The organism is Asanoa iriomotensis (assembly GCF_016862515.1).
GTDB lineage: Bacteria > Actinomycetota > Actinomycetes > Mycobacteriales > Micromonosporaceae > Asanoa > Asanoa iriomotensis.
Genome location: NZ_BONC01000068.1, coordinates 1 through 17,039, shown reverse-complemented (window position 1 = coordinate 17,039; position 17,039 = coordinate 1). Strand labels below are relative to the sequence as shown.

Sequence of the window (17,039 nt, the reverse complement as noted above, 5' to 3'; positions counted from 1 at the left end):
GGAGGCGACCATGCGAGCGATCACCGTACGAGACCGCGCCGAGGGCATCGGCGGACTCACCATGACCGACATGCCGTACCCGCACGCCGCGGAGAACGACGTCATCGTGCGCGTCCACGCCGCGGGCTTCACACCCGGTGAGCTCGACTGGCCGGCGACGTGGACCGACCGCGCCGGCCGGGACCGCACGCCGAGCATCCCGGGGCACGAGCTGTCCGGCACCGTGGTCGAGCTCGGCTACGGCACCACGGGCCTCACCGTCGGCCAGCGGGTGTTCGGGCTGACCGACTGGGCCCGCAACGGGTCCCTGGCCGAGTACACCGCGGTCGAGGCACGCAACCTGGCCCCGCTGCCGGCCGACATCGATCACATCGTCGCCGCGGCGCTGCCCATCTCCGGCCTGACGGCGTGGCAGGGGCTGTTCGACCACGCGCGGCTCACGGCCGGGCAGACCGTCCTCGTGCACGGCGCCGCGGGCGGCGTCGGCTCGATCGCCGTCCAGCTCGCGCGCGAGGTGGGCGCCCGGGTGATCGCCACCGGTCGCGCCGACGACCGTGACGTCGCGATCGGCCTCGGTGCGCAGTCGTTCCTCGACCTGGCCGCCGACGACCTGCGGGACGCCGGCGGGGTCGACGTGGTGTTCGACGTGATCGGCGGCGAGATCCTCGATCGATCGACCGAGCTCGTGCGCCCGGGCGGCACCCTCGTCACCATCGCCGCGCCACCCAAGGTGCAGCCCACGGACGGGCGAGCCCTCTTCTTCGTCGTCGAGCCCGATCGCGCCCGGCTGGCCGACCTCGTCCAGCGCGTCCGGACCAGGCGGCTCAATCCTCTCGTCGGCGCCGTGCGCCCGCTGTGCGACACGGCACCGGCGTTCGCGCGCGAGCGCCGCGTCCCGGGCAAGACGATCATCCAGGTCACGGATCTCGAAGGAATCGAATGGCCAAGGTAATAGTCGGCGCCACCCCCTTCCAGGGCCACGTGAGCCCGGCCCTCACGGTCGCGGCGGACCTGGTCAGGCGGGGTCACGAGGTGGTCGTCTACACGGGGTCCCGGTTCGCGGAGCGCGCCACGGCGATCGGGGCGCGGTTCCACGCGCTGCCGCCGGACGCCGACCTCGACGATCGGCAGCTCGACGGGCTCTTCCCACAGCGGGCCGCGATTCCGCCCGGACCGGCCCAGCTGTCGTTCGACTTCGAGACCTTCTTCCTCGGCCAACTGCCCGCGCAGGTGCGTGGCCTGCGCGCGCTGCTGGCGACGTTCCCCGCCGACGTGGTGATCGGTGAGCTCGGGTTCTGGTCGATACCGGTGCTCAACCTGGCCGCGCCAACCGCCGCACGCCCGGTGCTGGTGACGCTGGGCTCCATCCCCTTGCTGGTCCCGAGCGAGGGCACGCCCGCGGTCTTCGCCGAGCTGGAGCGATTCGGCCGGGCGACGCTCCAGTCGTTGGGCGTGCCGATGCCGGACGACCTGTTCGCCGTGCCCTTCCGCCGCACGGATCACTACCTGCAGCTCACCGTGCCCGGCTTCGAGCCACCGCGCCACGACCTGCCGGCTCATCTCCGGTTCGTCGGCACGCTGCCGCCGTCCTCGAGCGGCGACTACGCCGAACCGTCCTGGTGGCCCGAGCTGTCGGCCGGCCGGCCGGTCGTGGTCGTCACCCAGGGCACCGTCGCCAACGTCGACCTGCGCGAACTGGTCATCCCCACGTTGCGCGCCCTCGCCGACCTCGACGTCCTCGTGGTGGCCGCCACCGCCCGCGCGGACGGGCCGGACCTGGTGCGCCGGGCCCTGCCCGAGGTGCCGGACAACGCTCGGCTGGCCGGCTTCGTGCCGTTCGACCGGCTGCTGCCGCACGCCGACGTCCTGGTCACCAACGGCGGCTACGGCGGGGTGCAGACCGCTCTGTACTACGGGGTCCCGCTCGTAGTCGCCGGTGCCAGCGAGGACAAGCCGGAGGTGGCCGCCCGCGTCGAGTGGAGCGGCACGGGCGTCAACCTGCACACCGGCACGCCCACCGCGGACGACCTGCGCGACGCGGTGCGGGCCGTGCTGCACGACCCGGGTTACCGGCTGAAGGCCGCGATCATGTCCAAGGAGATCGGCCAGTACGACCCGCTCGAGGCGATCGCCGACCTCGTCGCCGCGTCAAGCCGGGTCGAGTAGGTAGACCACGGCCTCCGGTGTGTCGACGCGGCGCACCGGAAGCCCGTCGGTCGTGGCCGACAGCGTCGACTCGTAGGGTGTGCCGACGACGGCCGTGCGCACCACCACCACGCTGCGTACCCCGGTCGCCCGCAGCAATGCGACGCTGTCCTCGTCCGGGAAGCGCACCGTGGCCTCGCGGATGGCGACCTGCCGTGGCGTGGTGAACGCGCCGGCGCCGTTGACCATCTCCGGGAAGCGGTCGGTCGCCCACAGCATCGGGATGCCGTCGATCGTCGCGCCGCTGGGCAGCACCAGGAAGGGCGCCGGCGCGGTGGCGATGGCCGGCGGTGGCGCGGGCACCGGCGGGTGCCCGGTCGTGTTCACCCCTTCGGCCACGACGAGCAAGGGCAACAGCAACGCCATCACGCGTACGGGCCGGGCCCGGGTCGCCAGCGCGGTGACCGCGCCGGCCGCGAGGATCGCGAGCAGCAGCGTCGTCCAGATGACGAGCCGGCCAGGGGTACGGATGCCGTCGAAGCCGGGCAGCACGTAGACGAGCCCGTACGTGTAACGGCCACCCGCCGGCCCCTCGGTGCCCATCGCGAGCACGATGCTCGCCACCACCCCGGCGGCCAGCAGCAGCCGCTGGCGCAGCGTCCAGATCGACAGCACGAGCCCCAGGGCCGCGAGGCCGTACAGCAGGAAGCCGGGCAGCAGCGACGTCTCGCCCCGGTGGCCCAGCGCCGCGCGGGCACCGGCGCTCAGGTCGCCCCACAGGATCGAGGTGTTCGGCGAGGTGAAGAAGCCGCGCAGCGGCGGCGAGGACACCCGCAGGTCCTCCCAACTGCGCCGCACGTACGGAAACTGCTCCGCGACCAGCAGGTAGGGCCTGGCCATGAACGCGGCGACGGCGAGGAACACCGCGAGTCCGGCGCCGTCGGCGAGCAGCAGCCGGCGGGGCAGCGGCGGCCGGCGCCACAGCCAGCCGGCGACCGCCACGAGCGCGGCCAGCGCCAGGGCGTACCCGAACGGGACGCCGATGCCGAAGCCCAGCGAGAGTTGCCAGGCGGCGACGCACCACCCACCGACCGCCCAGCCCGGGCGGGCCCGCTCGGGCCGGTAGCCGTGCCGCAGCGACCAGCCGTGCCCGCGCGCGAGCATCGCGAGCGCCAGCGCGATCCCGCCGGTCGAGAGCACCTGGAGGTGCCCGACCTGGGCGAGCCGCCACGGCGCGTACGCGAAACCGGCTCCCGCCACGGCGGCGCCCACGCGCCCGGCGCCGAGTTGCCGGACCAGCGCGTACGCCCCGACGAAGGCCAGCGCGAACGCCAGCACGAAGATGATGTTGTAGCGGAGCAGAGCCGCGACCGGCCCGGTCCCGATCAGGCCCGCGGGCGCGTACCCCAGCAGCGTATCGGTGAACGCGAAGCTGGTGGGCTCGGGATGAAACGCGTTGGCCTGCCACAGGCTCGTCGGGTCGGTCCGCAGCGCGTGACCCGACCAGGCCATCTGCCACGCCTGCATGGTCGGGTCGCCGGTGTCACCGGGGATCGTCCGGGTGGGATGGCGCATCGTCGGCCAGGTCACCAGCACGGACAGCGCGACCGCGCCGAGCGAGATCCACGTCCACTCGTGCCGCAGCCGGCCCCACCGCCACCGCGCCGGCCGCGCAGGTGGCGCGGCCGGCTCGACCAGAACATCAACTGGCGCCGCCCCCGTAACGATCACGGTGGAGACGATGTCACCGAAACCGTCCACAAACGATCGACCAAAAGGCGCTTTTCGTGCCCTCTGGACGGTGTGTTCCAGAACACAACGGCGGCACCTGTCGAAATCGCGGTCACCCGACCGTGGGGAGGGCGTAAGAGCACCCACCCGTCGGACGGAGCAGAGATGGAAACGACAGCACCGGCCCGCGCCGGGCAGCGGGAATGGATCGGCCTGGCCGTGCTGGCCCTGCCCACCCTGCTGCTCGCGCTCGACACGAGCGTCCTCTACCTCGCCTTACCCCAGGTCAGCGCCGATCTGGGCGCCGACGGCAACCAGATGTTGTGGATCCTCGACGTCTACTCGTTCGTGCTGGCGGGCTTCCTGGTCACCATGGGCACGCTGGGCGACCGGATCGGGCGCCGCCGGCTGCTGCTGATCGGGGCGGCCGCGTTCGGCGCGGCCTCGATCCTCGCCGCGTACTCGAACAGCGCCGAGATGCTCATCGCCACCCGCGCCCTGCTGGGCCTGGCCGGCGCCACGCTGATGCCCTCGACGATGGCGCTGATCCGCAACATGTTCCCGGATCCCAAACAGATGGGCACCGCGATCGGTGTCTGGTTCAGCTGCTTCATGGGTGGCATGGCGATCGGCCCGCTGGTCGGTGGGGCGCTCCTGGAGCATTTCTGGTGGGGCTCCGCGTTCCTGCTCGGCGTGCCGTTCATGGCGCTGCTGCTGATCGTCGCCCCTGTGCTGCTGCCGGAGTACCGCGCGCCAAGCACGGGCCGCCTCGACCTGGCCAGCGTCGGACTGTCCCTCGCCGGGATCCTGCCCGCGATCTACGGCCTGAAGGAACTGGCCCGCGACGGGTGGGATCCGGTCGCCGCCGGCGCCGTCGTGGTCGGGCTCGCGTTCGGTTTCGCCTTCGTGCGGCGCCAGCGCACGCTCGCCGACCCGCTCCTGGACCTTCGCCTGTTCGTCTACCGGGCGTTCCGCTCGGCGCTGAGCGTCTACCTGCTCACCGGCGTGGTGATGGCGGGCGTCTCACTGATGTCCACCGTGTACCTCCAGTCGGTGCTGGAGCTGTCCACCCTGCGGGCCGGACTCTGGCTGCTGCCGCACAACGTCGCTCTCGCTGCCGGCTTCCTGGTCGCGCCGCGGCTCGCCGCCCGCTTCCGGCCCGCGTACGTGATGGCCGCCGGCATGGTCGTCGCGGCCGCCGGACTGGCGCTGTTCCTGCTGGTCGACCCCGCCGACGGCACCGCACCGCTGGTCACCGGTCTGGTGCTCGCGCACGCCGGCATCTCGCTGCCGATGGCTCTGTCCGCCAACATCATCATGGGCGCGGCGCCGCCGGAGAAGGCCGGTTCGGCGGCTTCGCTGATGGAGACCAGCGCCGAGTTCGGCATCGCGATGGGCGTCGCGACGCTGGGCACGCTGGGCACCGCGATGTACCGCGGCAGCTTCGACGCCCCGGCGACCGTGCCGGCGGAGGCGGCCGACGCGGCCCGGGAGAGCATCACGGCGGCGGGTGGTGCGGCCGCGGGGCTGCCCGCGGCGCCGGCGGCCGAGTTGCTGCACGCCGCGCAGGCCGCGTTCACCTCCGGCGTCAACGTGGTGGGTGCGGTCGGTGCGGTCATCTTCCTGGTCCTCGCCTTGATCGTCTACCGGTCACGCACGGCCTGAACCTCCGCCCACTGCCCCAAGAGTCGCAAACCATAGGAGATGATCCGAAGATGCAGTATCTGGTTTCCGTGATCGACGACAAGACCAACTCCGCCACGCCCGAGGAGATGGACGCGATCAACGCGTTCAACGACCGGGTGAAAGCCGAAGGCCACTGGGTCTTCGCCGGCGGCCTCGCGGCGCCCAGCACGGCCACGGTGATCGACAACCGGAGCGGCGACCCGGTGTTCACCGACGGGCCCTTCGTCGAGACGAAGGAGTATCTGGCCGGCTTCTGGGTGTTCGAGGCACCCGACCTCGACGTGGCGCTCAGGCTCGCCGCCGAGGGTTCCAAGCACTGCAACCGGCGGGTCGAGGTGCGGCCGTTCCTGTGAGCGAGATCGACGTGCGGTCAGCGATCACCCAGGCCCACCAGGAGGAGTGGGCCCGGGTGGTCGCCGCCCTGTGCAAGCGCTTCGGTGACCTCGACATCGCCGAGGAAGCCGCGGCCGAGGCGTTCGCGACCGCCGTCGAGCGGTGGCCGGCCGACGGCGTGCCCCCGAATCCCGGCGGCTGGCTGACCACCACGGCGAACCGCAAGGCCATCGACCGGATCCGGCGCGAGCACAACCGTGTCGACAAACAGAAGGAGGCGCAGATGTTGTACGACGACGAGCAGCCCGAGCCTCCCGACGCCATCGACGACGAGCGGCTCCGGCTGATCTTCACGTGCTGTCACCCGGCGCTCGCGCTGGAGACGCGGGTGGCGCTGACGCTGCGCATGGTCGGCGGCCTGACCGTGCCCGAGATCGCCCGCGCCTTCCTGGTGCAGGAGACCACGATGGGGCAACGGATCACCCGCGCGAAGGGCAAGATCAAGGCGGCTCGCATCCCGTACCGCGTACCGTCCAAACAGGATCTTCCGGGGCGGGTCTCCGGTGTGCTCGCAGTCCTGTTCCTCGTCTTCAACGAGGGCTACCTGGCCACGGGCCCCGACACCGATCCGGTGCGGCACGACCTGACCGCCGAGGCGATCCGCCTCACGCGCCTGATCCGGGCCCTGCTGCCGGACGACGGCGAGGTCGCGGGGTTGCTGGCGCTGATGCTGCTGACCGAGGCCCGGCGCACCGCCCGGGTGTCCGCGAGCGGCGAGTTGGTCGCCCTCGGCGAGCAGGATCGCGGTGCCTGGGACGCGGCGCTGGTCGCCGAGGGCCACCGGCTGGTGCGCGAGCGCCTGGCCGCCGGCGTGGCACCGGGTCGCTACCAGATCCTGGCCGCGATCAACGCCGTGCACACCTCCGCCCGCGACGTGCGCGACACCGACTGGTCGCAGATCGTCGCCCTCTACGACCAGCTCGTCCGCATCGACCCGTCGCCGATCGTCGCGCTCAACCGGGCCGTCGCGGTCGCCGAGCTCGACGGCCCGGAGGTGGCGCTGGCAACCGTCGACCGGCTCGACGACAAGCTGGCGGGCTACCACGCCTACCACGCGACCCGCGCGGACCTGCTGCGCCGGCTGGGGCGGGGGCAGGAGTCCCGGTCGGCGTACGACCGCGCCATCGCACTGGCCGGCAACACCGCCGAGACCGCCTACCTAACCCGCCGCCGCGACCAGCTCGGTTAGTTGCCCCAGAGGTCGACGGCGTCCCGCCTTGGCGGTCCGTCGTCGAGCGGGCCGTTCGCTATGACCGCGCCGGTGTCGTCGAGTGCTTCGACCCGGGCTCGCGGGACGTCGCCTTCCGCCAGGTTCGTCGTGAACAGGCCGGCTCCGTCCTGCAGCGGCCCTTCCACGAGTCGGTCGTCGTCGAGCAGGATCCGCGCCTGTGTGGCCTTCTTCGGCGCCACGACGATCACCGTGCCGTCGGTGTCGCGGGCGGCGGTCACCGGGTCGCCGAGGAACGGGTCGCTCATCGTGTGGAACGGGTTCGTCGACACGCTGGATTCGACCATCCGGCCCAGGCACACCCACCATCCGCCGCCGACCGCCGACGCGCCCAGCATGACGGACCTCTCGCCGCGCAGCTCACCGGTCCAGACGACCGTCAGGTTCGCGGCGAGGCGGTCGCCAAGATGGCTGGCGCACGTCCGGTAGGTCTCGGCCGCCAGGGTCGTCGCGTCGCTGTCCGCCCCCGGGGCGGAGGGCGGGGGACCGTCCGAACCGACCTGTTCGCCGCCTCCGGCGGGTGCCTCGTACCTGACCTCGCCCTCGCACGTCACGCGCCACCACTCGGCCGGCGCCGGCGCCGGGCGCACCACATAGGAGCCTGCTGGCACCCAATCGGTGGCCGAGGGCAGGGCTGCCGTCGCGACCTCGCATCCGGAAGGCGCGATGCCGATCCGTACACCCTGGATGGAAGCGGTTAAGAACGGTTGCTGGAACGGTTCGCCGACCTCGCTCGGCTCGGCGGTCAGCTCGGCGACCGTCCCGCCGCGCGGGCCGGCGTAGAACCGTAGTTGGCCCATTGTGGACACCACCGCGACCTGTTGGTCGCCGGCCTCGTCGGCCAGCAGCACCTGAGGCGATGGCCCGGTCGCGGCCCGCAGCTCCGTCATGAACGCCTCGTCGGTCACCAGGTTGCCGCGCGGCGGTGACAGCATCAGCTGCCGGACCCAGTCGGCCCGCGTCGACGGTGCCTCCGGGCGGTTCGCGGTCGACGTCACCGCGCCCGAGCCGAGTGCGACCAGAGCGGCGACCACCGCCGCCGCGGCGCCGGTCCACCCGAATCGCCGCATACGCCGCCGGCGTGTCAGCAACCGGCCCAGCGGATCCGGGACCGGTCGGACGTGCTCGACCGCCGCCGCCATCGCCTCGCGCACCTCGTGTTCCACCATCACGACGTCGCCATCCTTTCCCCCAGCACCAGGCGCAGGCGGGCCAGCCCGCGCGACGCCTGGCTTTTCACGGTGCCGATCGAGCAGTTCAGCGCGGCCGCGGTCTCGGCCTCCGACAGGTCGTCCCAGTACCGCAGCACCACGACCGCCCGCGTGCGCGGCGGCAACTCCCGCAACGCGTCGACGATCACGTGGCGCTGCTCGACCTGGTGGGCGCCGTCACCGACCCCACGTTCGGGCAGCACCGCGTGCAGGACCTCGCGCGCGCCGTACCGCCGCCACACGCTCACGTGCAGGTTGACCATCGTGCGGCGGACGTACGGCAGCGGCTCCTCCACCTGCGACCAGCGGCCCATCGCGCGCAACAGAGCCGTCTGGAGCAGGTCCTCGGCCGCGTGCGACGAGCCGGTCAGCAGGTACGCCGAACGCAGCAGTTCCGCATAGCGCAGCCTGACGAAGTCAGCGAAGTCTGTGGTCATCCCGCCCCCTCTCACCACATCCGACGCGCACCAGCGGTCAAAGGTTGAATCAGATGTGGCCCGTGATGCCCGGGTTCGCCTGCGGTCGCACCAGCGTGGGGAGGACGCTGGAACTGAACCGTGGCACGCCAAACCAAACCGGGGGAATCATGTACGCGCGTTCTTCCACCATCAACGCCCGGCCGGCTTTGCTCGATCAGGGCATCGCCTTTCTCAGCGGCGACCTGATGCACGACCTGACCGCCATCGACGGGTGCGTCGGGATGTCCCTGTTGGTCGACAGGGAAACAGGTCGGTGCGTCGCCACCTCTTCCTGGGCGACCGAGCAGGCCATGCGCGCCAGCGAGAGCCGCGTGCCGCCGCTTCGGCGCCGGCTCTTGGAGGCCTTCGGCGCGACGGAGATCAAGAACGAGGAATGGGAGGTCGCGTTCATGCACCGCGACCACCGCGCGCCCGACGGCGCCTACGCGCGGGTCAGTTACCTGCGCGGCGACCAGGCGCGGGTCGACCAGTCGAGCGAGATCTTCAAATCCGTCCTGCCGGCCATCGAGGATGCGCCCGGCTTCTGCAGCGCCAGCCTGCTGCTGAACCGCGAGTCCGACCAGGTCGTCACCAACGTGATCTTCGACAGCGCCCAGTCGCTCGCCCGGACAGCCGAGCGGGCCGCCGCGCTGCGCACCAAGGCGGCCGGGCAGATGAACGCCGAGATCATCGAGGTGGCCGAGTTCGAGCTGGCGTTCGCGCACCTCCGGGTGCCGGAGCTCGTCTGACGGTCACCACGCCGTCACAGCGTCGGCCGCTGCAGACGACGGTTCCCGCGTCCTCGGACTGACCAGATAGGGTTCCTGGCCGGAGCCCCTACGACCGAGGACCTCGATGATCTCCACTGAGACGGCGAGCGTCGTGGAACCGAAGCCGGCCGACGCCACCGCCGGCCGTTCCGACGCCGAGCACGGCAGCCGATTCCGGGCCGACGTCGCTGGTCTGCGCGCGGTCGCGGTCGGTCTGGTGCTGATCTACCACGCGGGCGTCGGCTTCCTGCCCGGCGGCTTCGTCGGGGTTGACGTCTTCTTCGTCATCTCCGGCTTCCTGATCACCCGCCAACTCGTCGACGAGATCGGGCGCACCGGCCGGGTCTCGCTCACCGGCTTCTACGCCCGCCGGGCCAAGCGCATCCTGCCCGCCGCGACCATCGTGCTGATCGCGACCGCGGTGGCGACGTGGCTGTTCGTCACCCGCGAGCGCTGGCACGACATCGGCGGCGACCTGTTCGCCTCCGCGGTCTACGTGGTCAACTGGCGGTTCGCCGACCGCGCCGTCGACTACCTGGCGATCGACGTGGACCCGTCGCCGGTGCAGCACTTCTGGTCGCTGGCCGTCGAAGAGCAGTTCTACCTGGTGTGGCCGCTGCTGATCATCGCCACCATCTTCATCGCCCGGCGGCTGCGCCGGTCCGACCCGCGGCCGGTGCTGTGGATCGGCCTGCTCGCGATCGCGGTGCCCTCGTTCGCCTGGTCGATCATCCAGACCGCCTCCTCGCCGGAGCGGGCGTTCTTCGTCTCCACCACCCGCATGTGGGAGCTGGCCGTCGGCGCCGCCGTCGCGCTCGTCGCGGCGCGGCTGGGCCGGATCCCGCGGGCGGCCGCGATCGTGCTCGGCTGGCTCGGCCTCAGCGCGATCGTCGTCGCCGCGCTCTTCATCACCGCCAGCAGCGCCTGGCCCGGCTACCTCGCGGCGGTGCCGGTGCTCGGCTCCGCCGCGGTCATCGCCGCCGGGGTCTCGGCCGGTGCGCGCGGCCCGGTCGCGATCCTGGGCACCCGCCCGTTCCAGTGGGTCGGCGACCTCTCGTACTCCCTCTATCTCTGGCATTGGCCGATGATCGTCATCGCCGGTGCCCGCTTCGGTGACCTGTCGGTCAAGCAGGGTCTGGTCGTGGCCGCGGCGTCGGTCGTGCCGGCGTGGATCACGTTCAAAATCATCGAGAACCCGCTGCGGTACGCGCGGGCGATCTCGAAGTCGCCACGCCTGGCGCTCAGCCTCGGCGGCAACTTCACCCTGGTAGGCGTCTGCGCGGGCCTCGCGCTCATCATGCTCGCCGCCGCCAGCACGCCACCCGGCGTGGTCGTGCGGTACGCACCCGGCGCCGCCGTCCTCCTCGGGCAGACCGGCCGTGGCGGGTTGGTGCCCGACCAGTTCGACTTCATCACGCCCAACCCGATCAAGGCCGGCGACGACCTGCCCGACACCACCGCCGACAAATGCTTCCAGCAGATGGTGAAGCCGGACCTGCTCTACTGCACGTACGGCAAGCCCGACGGCAAGACGACGGTCGCGCTCGTCGGCGACTCGAAGGCAGACCAGTGGCTGCCGTCCTTCCAGCTCCTCGCCGAGCAGAACGACTGGAAGATCGTGGTGGCGTTCAAGGGTGCCTGCGCGCTCAGCACGGCGCCCGCCCTCACCGGTGACGACCCGTCCAAGCCCTACCAGGACTGCACCGACTGGAACAAGGCCCTGCTGGCGCGCCTGCTGGCCGACAAGCCGGCGTACGTGTTCACCTCGCAGGTGTCCGGCAAGTCGCAGGACGCGAACGGCGGCGCGACGGTCGACGCGATGGTCGACGGCATGCACGACGCGTGGCAGCAGCTCGAGGACAACGGTTCCAAGGTCCTCGTCATCGCCAACAACCCGGGCCCGTCGACGAACGCGATGACGTGCGTGGACAAGTACCGCACAAACCTGGCGAAATGCGCCTTCGACCCGGCGCGCCGTAATCTGGACGCCGGGTTCAAGACCCAGCAGATCGCGGTGGCCGGGCACAAGAGCGTCAAGATGATCGACCTCTTCGACACGATCTGCCCGACGGACAAGTGCCCGGCGGTGATCGGCAACGTGATGATCTATCGGCGCGGCTCGCACATCACGGCGACGTACATGAAGACCATGACGCCGCAGCTCGCACAGGCGATGAACGAAGCCGGCGTGACCGTGCGCTACACCTGACGGCGTCAGCCTCGTGCGATCAGGGCGATGGCTTCGTCCACCTGGGACTCGTGGCTGCGGTGGGCGACGACCGTCACCCGCAGCGTCTGCCGGCCGTCGACGACGGTGCTGGAGAGGTAGACGCGGTTGCTGGCGTTGACGCGCGCCAGCAGCTCCCTGGTCGCCCGGTCGGCGGTGGCCCGGTCGGCGGCTCGGACGCGGAAGGCGACCGTGGTGAGGTCCGGTGGCCACGGGACCTCCAGGTGCGGCATCCGGCGCAGGGCCGCGTAGACCCGCTCGGTGAGGTCGAGCTTCTCGTCGAGCGCCGCGGTGAAGGCGGCGACGCCATGCAGGTGGAGCGGCAGCCAGACGCGCAGGCCGCGCACCTCGTGGCTCAGCTCCGGGCCGAGGTGGGCGTAGTCGGGCAGCTCGAGCTCGCCGAGGTCCTGCAGGTAGTCGCCGGTGCCGCCGTGTGCGGCGGCCAGCCGGGCCGGGTCGCGCACCACCAGGGCGCCGGTGCCGAACGGCAGGAACAGGGTCTTGTGCGGATCGAGGGTGACGGAGTCGGCCAACTCCATGCCGGTGAGCCGCCGGCGGCCGCGCTCGGTCAGGCGGAAGAAGCCGCCGTACGCGGCGTCGACGTGGAACCACAGGCCCTCGTCCTGCGCCAGGGCGGCCGTTTCGGGCAGTGGGTCGATCGTGCCGGTGTCGGTCGTGCCGGCGGAGGCGACGACCAGGAAGGGTCGCAACCCTGCGGCACGGTCCGCGGCGATCATCTCGCTCGCGGCGGCGACGTCCATCCGCAGGTCAGGAGTGTGGGGTACGACGCGGATCCGCTGGCCGGCGATGCCGGCGATCCGGGCGGCCTTCGCCACCGAGTGGTGGGCGTAGGCGGAGACGTACACGGTGCCGTCGCTGATCTGTTCTCCGAGCCGGTCGTGCCGGGCGGCGACGATGGCGGAGAGGTTGGCCATGGATCCGCCGGTGGTCAGCAACCCGCCGCTGCCCGCGGGGAGCCCGCACACGTCCTGGGCGATCCAGCGCAGCACGCTCTCCTCGAGCGCGGTGAGCGCCGGCGCGGTTGCGGCAACGCTGCCGTAGCGGTTGACCACGTGGGTGTAGAACGTGGCGAGGGCGGAGCTGTAGAGCCCGCCGCCCGGGATGTAGGCGAAGTAGCCGGGCCCGGCGGTCTCCAGCGCGGCATCCACCGCGCGGTCCATCTTGCCGAGCAACTCGGCGAGGTCAACACCGTGCTCCGGTGGTGGCGCCGACAGCTCGTCGACCAGTTTGCGCAGCTCAGGCGAGCCGAACGACGGGGAAAGGGAGTTGGCGGGCCGGTCCGGCAACCGGTCGACGAAGTCGGCCAGTCGGTCGAGCACCAGGCGCCCCTGCCGCAGCATCTCCGCACGGCCGGGTTCCAGCGGGTGTGCGCTCTCCATACCCGAAGGCTGGCACTTCCGGGCGGCAACGTCAGGCGCTCGCGCCCATAACCTCAGGGGATGGACCGGATAGCGATCGTCGGCTGCGGCGGGAGCGGAAAGTCGACGGTCGCCCGGCGTCTCGGACGGCTCCTCGACCTGCCGGTGGTGCACCTGGATGCGGTTTATTACGACGAGCGGTGGAATCCGTTGTCAGAGGCCGAGTTCGCCGCCGCGCAGGAGCGTGTCGTCGCGGGCCCGCGCTGGATCATCGAGGGGAACTACGCCGGGACGCTGCCGATCCGCCTGGCCGCTGCGGACACCGTCATCTTCCTCGACCTGTCCGCCGCGAGTTGCCTGTTCGGCATCGCCAAGCGCCGCTGGCGATACCGAGGTGGGCAGCATGTGGCTTCTGGGGTTTACGACCGGATCACCTGGGGATTCATCCGGTACGTGGTCGGCTATCGCCGCACCATGCGGCCCCGGGTCCTCAGGCTCATCGAGGAGCACGGCGGGCACGCCCGGCTGATCAGGCTGACCAGCCGCCGGGGACTCCTCACGCGACTGACGCCTGGTAGACCGCCAGGTTGACGTCGGTCGCGGTGAGCAGGGGAGTGGCGACGTCGAGCTTGCGGGCGCGGCGCACGAGGTCGCCGATGATGGCGTCGTTCTCGAGGCTCCGGCCCTGGCGAAGGTCGCGATAGACGGACGAGGTCGTCGGCGCTCCCGGCGCGGTGAGGGTGCCGAGCAGGCGCTGTGCCGCTTCGGGGCGGGGCGGGAAGCCGGCCGCGGTCGCGACGGCGGTCGCCTCCTCGCCGGCGGCGGTCGCGAACTCCTTGCCGCCGGGCACGGCGTTGACGTCGCCGATCGTGCCGCGCGTCAAGCAGGTCACGGTGGTGAGGGAGGCGAGGAAGACCCACTTCTCCCACATGTCGGCCTCGATGGTGCCGGAGAGCTCGGCCGGGAACCCGGCTCCGGACAGCGCTTCGTGGACCTGGCGGGCCCGGTCGTCGTCGCCATCGGTCAACGGGCCGTAGCGCATCTCCTCCTTGCCGCCGAGCCACCCGATGTCGCCGTCGTCGCCGAGCGCGGTGGCGAGGTAGAGGACGCCCCCGTACACATTGGCCGGTCCGAACGCCGCGACGAGCGCGTCGATGTGCCCGAGCCCGTTGAGAAAGGGAATGACGGTGGTACGCGGCCCGACGGCCTTGGCGAAGTCCTTGATGGCCGCCGGCAGGGCATAGGCCTTGACCGCCAGCAGGACGATGTCGAACGGCTCGTCGAGCCGCTCGCGGACAACGGTGCGCACGTCGACGCGTTCCACGGCGCCGTCCGGCCGCCGGATCCGCAGCCCCCGCTCGGCGAGCTGGTCGGCGCGCCGGGGCCGGACCAGAAAGGTCACGTCTCGCCCGGCCTGCGCCAACCGCGCTCCGATGTATCCACCCGTGGCCCCGGCACCGATCACCAAAATATGCATTTGGCCCCCTACCACCGCGAATGCCACCTACAGCCTACCGATCTGCCGTTCACGAAAGGGCTGCCGCTGCCACGCGGGAGTTGGTCGTCGGGGTGGCCGGTGACGCGACGTTCGCGATCCGGGAGTGCTGGTCGGTGCATAGCTTCGGGTTCGTCGGGACGCCGATGCCGGCGAGGATCAGCAGTTCGGCCGCGTCGAGGCGGGCCGCGCAGGGGAAGCGACTCGGGCAGTCGGGCAGCGCGCAGCGGGTGCGGTCGTGCTCGTCGCGGCGGTGGGACAGATATGTGCGGTTCCACGCTTCGACCTGGGCGGGGTCCGGGCGTTCGCCGAAGAACGTCACCAGAGTGCTCCTTCCGGTCCGCGGCAGACAGCGGCCCGGAGTCTTGGTCACGGACCGCTGCCGCCGCAGGCCGATGACCTGTTCCCGGTGCGGGCAGCGAGGCCCGCGCTGACGCTGGGGCGTACCCGGGAAATGGGCATGGCCTTGTGGGGTGCGCCGGGGCGGGTCGATGACGGGTCGGGCCCGCCCCGGCTCGGAACGGGCGGGTGCCCGAACCGGGGGTGAAGGAGCCCGTTTTCAAGGGCCAACTCGGAAGCGGAGCGCCTTCGCTCACACATGCTGCCAGGGCAACTCTGGCACGTCTACATTGCCTCGCAACTTTGGTTAGTCGTCTTGTGGTTGCAAGATTGCAACAGGGGTGATCTACTGGACGGGCCAACCCGGAAGTGAGCCCATGTCCCCTTACAAGCCGGACTACCGACGCGTCGCAGACGACCTCCGTGAGCAGATCAAGGACGGTCGCCTCGCACCGGGCGCCAAGCTGCCCACCAAGCGCGAGATGTGCGCGCAATACGGCGTGAGCAGCCAGACCATCGAGTCCGCCATGCTGGTCCTCAAGACCGAAGGCCTCCTCGACGGGCGCCAGGGCAAGGGCGTCTACGTCGCCCGTCCGGAGAGCGAAGGGTGACCGTCGACCTGATCACGGTCGACGACGTCGAAGCGGCGGCCCGGGCGATCGCAGGCTCGGTGGTCCGCACCACCGTGCTGCCGGCCGCCTGGGCGCCCGGCCTGCACCTCAAGCCCGAGAGCCTCCAGCCCGTCGGCTCGTTCAAGCTGCGCGGTGCCACCAACGCGGTCTCCCGGTTGACCCCCGAGCAGCGCGCTCGTGGCGTGGTCACCCACTCGTCCGGCAACCACGGCCTGGCGCTCGCCTACGCGGCGCGGGTCTTCGGCGCGCCGTGCGTGGTCGTGATCCCCGAGACGGCTCCGGACATCAAGATCGCGGCGGTACGCGACATCGGCGCGGAAATCGTGATGGTGGCGCCGAGCCAGCGGGTCGCCCGCGCGCAACGGCTGGCCGAGGAGCGGGGCCTGACGCTGATCCCGCCGTACGACCATCGCGACATCATCGCCGGCCAGGGGACGGTCGGCCTGGAGATCCTGGCCGACTGCCCGGACGTCGAGGTCGTGCTGGTGCCGGTCGGCGGCGGCGGGCTCGCCTCCGGTGTGGCCACCGCGATCAAGGGCCGCCGGCCGGACGTGAAGGTCTTCGGCGTCGAGCCGGACCTGGCCGCCGACGCGCACGAGTCGCTGGTCCGCGGCACGATGGTCACCTGGGAGGTGGCCGACCTGATCCGCACCAGCGCCGACGGTCTGCGGGTGCCGTTGAGCGAGCTGACCTTCGCCCACCTGCACGCGCGCCTCGACGGGATCATCACCGTCACCGAAGCGCAGATCACCGCCGCGACCGCGCGGCTGGTGCAGCGGTCGCGCCTGGTGGTCGAGCCGAGCGGCGCGGTCGCCACGGCCGCCTTCCTGTTCCGGCGCGACCAGTTGCCGCAGGGTCGCACCGTCGCGGTCATCACCGGCGGCAACGTCGACCCGGCGGTGCTCGCCGCCGCCGCGGCCGCCTGAATATCCCCGGTCCTGTTTGGGTACAGAACTTGCCGTCCGACAAACTCGAGGAGTGACGGCATGTCCTACCCGACCAGCCCTGCCCGGCCGCGTAGCTCGGCCGCCCGCGTCTGCACCATCATCGCGTTCGTCCTGGCCGTGCTCGCGGTGCTCATCTGGCCCGCGGTGTTCGGCCTGCTCGGCCTGATTCTCGGGATCGCCGGCGCGATGCTCGGCGACAAGCCCCTCGGCTGGTACGCCGCCGGCGCCAGCGTTGTCGGCTTCCTGCTCGGGATCGTGCTCACCGCCGCCCTGATGAACTGACGACGCGCAGGGCCTGTCCGGTGTGGACAGGCCCTGTCGATGTCAGTCGGCCAAGCCCCTGTCGATGTCAGTGGGCCAAGCCCCTGCGATGTCAGTGGGCCAAGCCCCTGCGATGT

17 protein-coding genes are annotated in these 17,039 nt (G+C 71.5%); 11 read left to right on the top strand and 6 right to left on the bottom strand.

Features of this window, described 5'->3' with window-relative positions:
- Positions 1–10: 10 nt before the first annotated feature.
- On the top strand, positions 11–952 hold the full coding sequence (locus tag Air01nite_RS33005; RefSeq protein ID WP_203707281.1) for an NADP-dependent oxidoreductase: 942 nt from the start codon (positions 11–13) through the stop codon (positions 950–952).
- Positions 940–2,166: a glycosyltransferase gene (locus tag Air01nite_RS33000; protein WP_203707280.1), complete on the top strand. Its 1,227-nt coding sequence runs from the start codon at positions 940–942 to the stop codon at positions 2,164–2,166. Before Air01nite_RS33005 ends, Air01nite_RS33000 begins: the two co-directional genes overlap by 13 nt.
- Here Air01nite_RS33000 and Air01nite_RS32995 read toward each other — a convergent pair.
- Positions 2,149–3,876 carry a hypothetical protein gene (locus tag Air01nite_RS32995; protein ID WP_203707279.1) on the bottom strand — a complete coding sequence of 576 codons (1,728 nt, stop codon included), beginning with the start codon at positions 3,874–3,876 and terminating at the stop codon, positions 2,149–2,151. The genes Air01nite_RS33000 and Air01nite_RS32995 overlap by 18 nt on opposite strands.
- 165 nt (positions 3,877–4,041) lie before the next feature.
- Here Air01nite_RS32995 and Air01nite_RS32990 point away from each other — a divergent pair, with 165 nt between their 5' ends.
- The 3 genes from Air01nite_RS32990 to Air01nite_RS32980 are packed head-to-tail and all read left to right on the top strand — an operon-like array spanning position 4,042 to position 7,144.
- Positions 4,042–5,541, top strand: coding sequence for an MFS transporter (locus Air01nite_RS32990; RefSeq protein WP_203707278.1), 1,500 nt, complete (start codon positions 4,042–4,044; stop codon positions 5,539–5,541).
- 50 nt (positions 5,542–5,591) lie between these two features.
- The gene (locus Air01nite_RS32985) at positions 5,592–5,915 is read left to right on the top strand and encodes a YciI family protein (RefSeq protein WP_203707277.1); all 324 of its coding nucleotides are present in this window, start codon (positions 5,592–5,594) and stop codon (positions 5,913–5,915) included.
- Positions 5,916–5,920: 5 nt separating this feature from the next.
- Positions 5,921–7,144 (top strand): RNA polymerase sigma factor, encoded by a 1,224-nt coding sequence (locus Air01nite_RS32980; protein ID WP_203707308.1) that lies wholly within the window; start codon positions 5,921–5,923, stop codon positions 7,142–7,144.
- Here the strand turns inward: Air01nite_RS32980 and Air01nite_RS32975 are convergent.
- Positions 7,141–8,355 (bottom strand): hypothetical protein, encoded by a 1,215-nt coding sequence (locus Air01nite_RS32975; RefSeq protein WP_203707276.1) that lies wholly within the window; start codon positions 8,353–8,355, stop codon positions 7,141–7,143. The two genes, Air01nite_RS32980 and Air01nite_RS32975, sit on opposite strands and share 4 nt — an antisense overlap.
- Positions 8,352–8,831, bottom strand: coding sequence for a SigE family RNA polymerase sigma factor (locus Air01nite_RS32970; protein WP_203707275.1), 480 nt, complete (start codon positions 8,829–8,831; stop codon positions 8,352–8,354). The genes Air01nite_RS32975 and Air01nite_RS32970 overlap by 4 nt, the downstream gene beginning before the upstream one ends.
- Positions 8,832–8,896: 65 nt before the next feature.
- Here Air01nite_RS32970 and Air01nite_RS32965 point away from each other — a divergent pair, with 65 nt between their 5' ends.
- Together Air01nite_RS32965 and Air01nite_RS32960 are read left to right on the top strand one after the other, a co-directional pair.
- Positions 8,897–9,601: a hypothetical protein gene (locus tag Air01nite_RS32965; RefSeq protein ID WP_203707274.1), complete on the top strand. Its 705-nt coding sequence runs from the start codon at positions 8,897–8,899 to the stop codon at positions 9,599–9,601.
- 106 nt (positions 9,602–9,707) lie between these two features.
- Positions 9,708–11,831, top strand: a complete 2,124-nt coding sequence (locus Air01nite_RS32960) for an acyltransferase family protein (RefSeq protein WP_203707273.1) — start codon at positions 9,708–9,710, stop codon at positions 11,829–11,831.
- A 5-nt stretch (positions 11,832–11,836) separates the two neighbouring features.
- On the opposite strand, the gene Air01nite_RS32955 is transcribed toward Air01nite_RS32960, so the two are convergent.
- Positions 11,837–13,249, bottom strand: coding sequence for a pyridoxal phosphate-dependent decarboxylase family protein (locus Air01nite_RS32955; RefSeq protein WP_203707272.1), 1,413 nt, complete (start codon positions 13,247–13,249; stop codon positions 11,837–11,839).
- 60 nt (positions 13,250–13,309) lie between these two features.
- Between Air01nite_RS32955 and Air01nite_RS32950 the strand changes: the two genes are divergently transcribed.
- On the top strand, positions 13,310–13,819 hold the full coding sequence (locus tag Air01nite_RS32950; protein ID WP_203707271.1) for a P-loop NTPase family protein: 510 nt from the start codon (positions 13,310–13,312) through the stop codon (positions 13,817–13,819).
- Here the strand turns inward: Air01nite_RS32950 and Air01nite_RS32945 are convergent.
- Together Air01nite_RS32945 and Air01nite_RS32940 are read right to left on the bottom strand one after the other, a co-directional pair.
- Complete coding sequence (locus Air01nite_RS32945) at positions 13,785–14,705, bottom strand: ketopantoate reductase family protein (protein ID WP_203707270.1); 921 nt, start codon at positions 14,703–14,705, stop codon at positions 13,785–13,787. The genes Air01nite_RS32950 and Air01nite_RS32945 overlap by 35 nt on opposite strands.
- Positions 14,706–14,754: 49 nt before the next feature.
- Complete coding sequence (locus Air01nite_RS32940) at positions 14,755–15,045, bottom strand: hypothetical protein (protein ID WP_203707269.1); 291 nt, start codon at positions 15,043–15,045, stop codon at positions 14,755–14,757.
- Between the two features lie 394 nt (positions 15,046–15,439).
- Here Air01nite_RS32940 and Air01nite_RS32935 point away from each other — a divergent pair, with 394 nt between their 5' ends.
- The 3 genes from Air01nite_RS32935 to Air01nite_RS32925 are packed head-to-tail and all read left to right on the top strand — an operon-like array spanning position 15,440 to position 16,923.
- The gene (locus Air01nite_RS32935) at positions 15,440–15,673 is read left to right on the top strand and encodes a winged helix-turn-helix domain-containing protein (RefSeq protein WP_089252336.1); all 234 of its coding nucleotides are present in this window, start codon (positions 15,440–15,442) and stop codon (positions 15,671–15,673) included.
- On the top strand, positions 15,670–16,620 hold the full coding sequence (locus Air01nite_RS32930) for a threonine ammonia-lyase (protein WP_239091132.1): 951 nt from the start codon (positions 15,670–15,672) through the stop codon (positions 16,618–16,620). The genes Air01nite_RS32935 and Air01nite_RS32930 overlap by 4 nt, the downstream gene beginning before the upstream one ends.
- A 60-nt stretch (positions 16,621–16,680) precedes the next feature.
- On the top strand, positions 16,681–16,923 hold the full coding sequence (locus Air01nite_RS32925; RefSeq protein WP_203707268.1) for a hypothetical protein: 243 nt from the start codon (positions 16,681–16,683) through the stop codon (positions 16,921–16,923).
- Positions 16,924–17,039: the final 116 nt, after the last annotated feature.

Bases quoted from the DNA above. Each gene is read 5' to 3' on its own strand.
- Air01nite_RS33005 (WP_203707281.1), top strand. From the start codon at position 11: ATGCGAGCGATCACCGTACGAGACCGCGCCGAGGGCATCGGCGGACTC.
- Air01nite_RS33000 (WP_203707280.1), top strand. From the start codon at position 940: ATGGCCAAGGTAATAGTCGGCGCCACCCCCTTCCAGGGCCACGTGAGC.
- Air01nite_RS32990 (WP_203707278.1), top strand. From the start codon at position 4,042: ATGGAAACGACAGCACCGGCCCGCGCCGGGCAGCGGGAATGGATCGGC.
- Air01nite_RS32985 (WP_203707277.1), top strand. From the start codon at position 5,592: ATGCAGTATCTGGTTTCCGTGATCGACGACAAGACCAACTCCGCCACG.
- Air01nite_RS32970 (WP_203707275.1), bottom strand. From the start codon at position 8,831: ATGACCACAGACTTCGCTGACTTCGTCAGGCTGCGCTATGCGGAACTG.
- Air01nite_RS32965 (WP_203707274.1), top strand. From the start codon at position 8,897: ATGCCCGGGTTCGCCTGCGGTCGCACCAGCGTGGGGAGGACGCTGGAA.
- Air01nite_RS32960 (WP_203707273.1), top strand. From the start codon at position 9,708: ATGATCTCCACTGAGACGGCGAGCGTCGTGGAACCGAAGCCGGCCGAC.
- Air01nite_RS32955 (WP_203707272.1), bottom strand. From the start codon at position 13,249: ATGGAGAGCGCACACCCGCTGGAACCCGGCCGTGCGGAGATGCTGCGG.
- Air01nite_RS32950 (WP_203707271.1), top strand. From the start codon at position 13,310: ATGGACCGGATAGCGATCGTCGGCTGCGGCGGGAGCGGAAAGTCGACG.
- Air01nite_RS32945 (WP_203707270.1), bottom strand. From the start codon at position 14,705: ATGCATATTTTGGTGATCGGTGCCGGGGCCACGGGTGGATACATCGGA.
- Air01nite_RS32935 (WP_089252336.1), top strand. From the start codon at position 15,440: ATGTCCCCTTACAAGCCGGACTACCGACGCGTCGCAGACGACCTCCGT.
- Air01nite_RS32925 (WP_203707268.1), top strand. From the start codon at position 16,681: ATGTCCTACCCGACCAGCCCTGCCCGGCCGCGTAGCTCGGCCGCCCGC.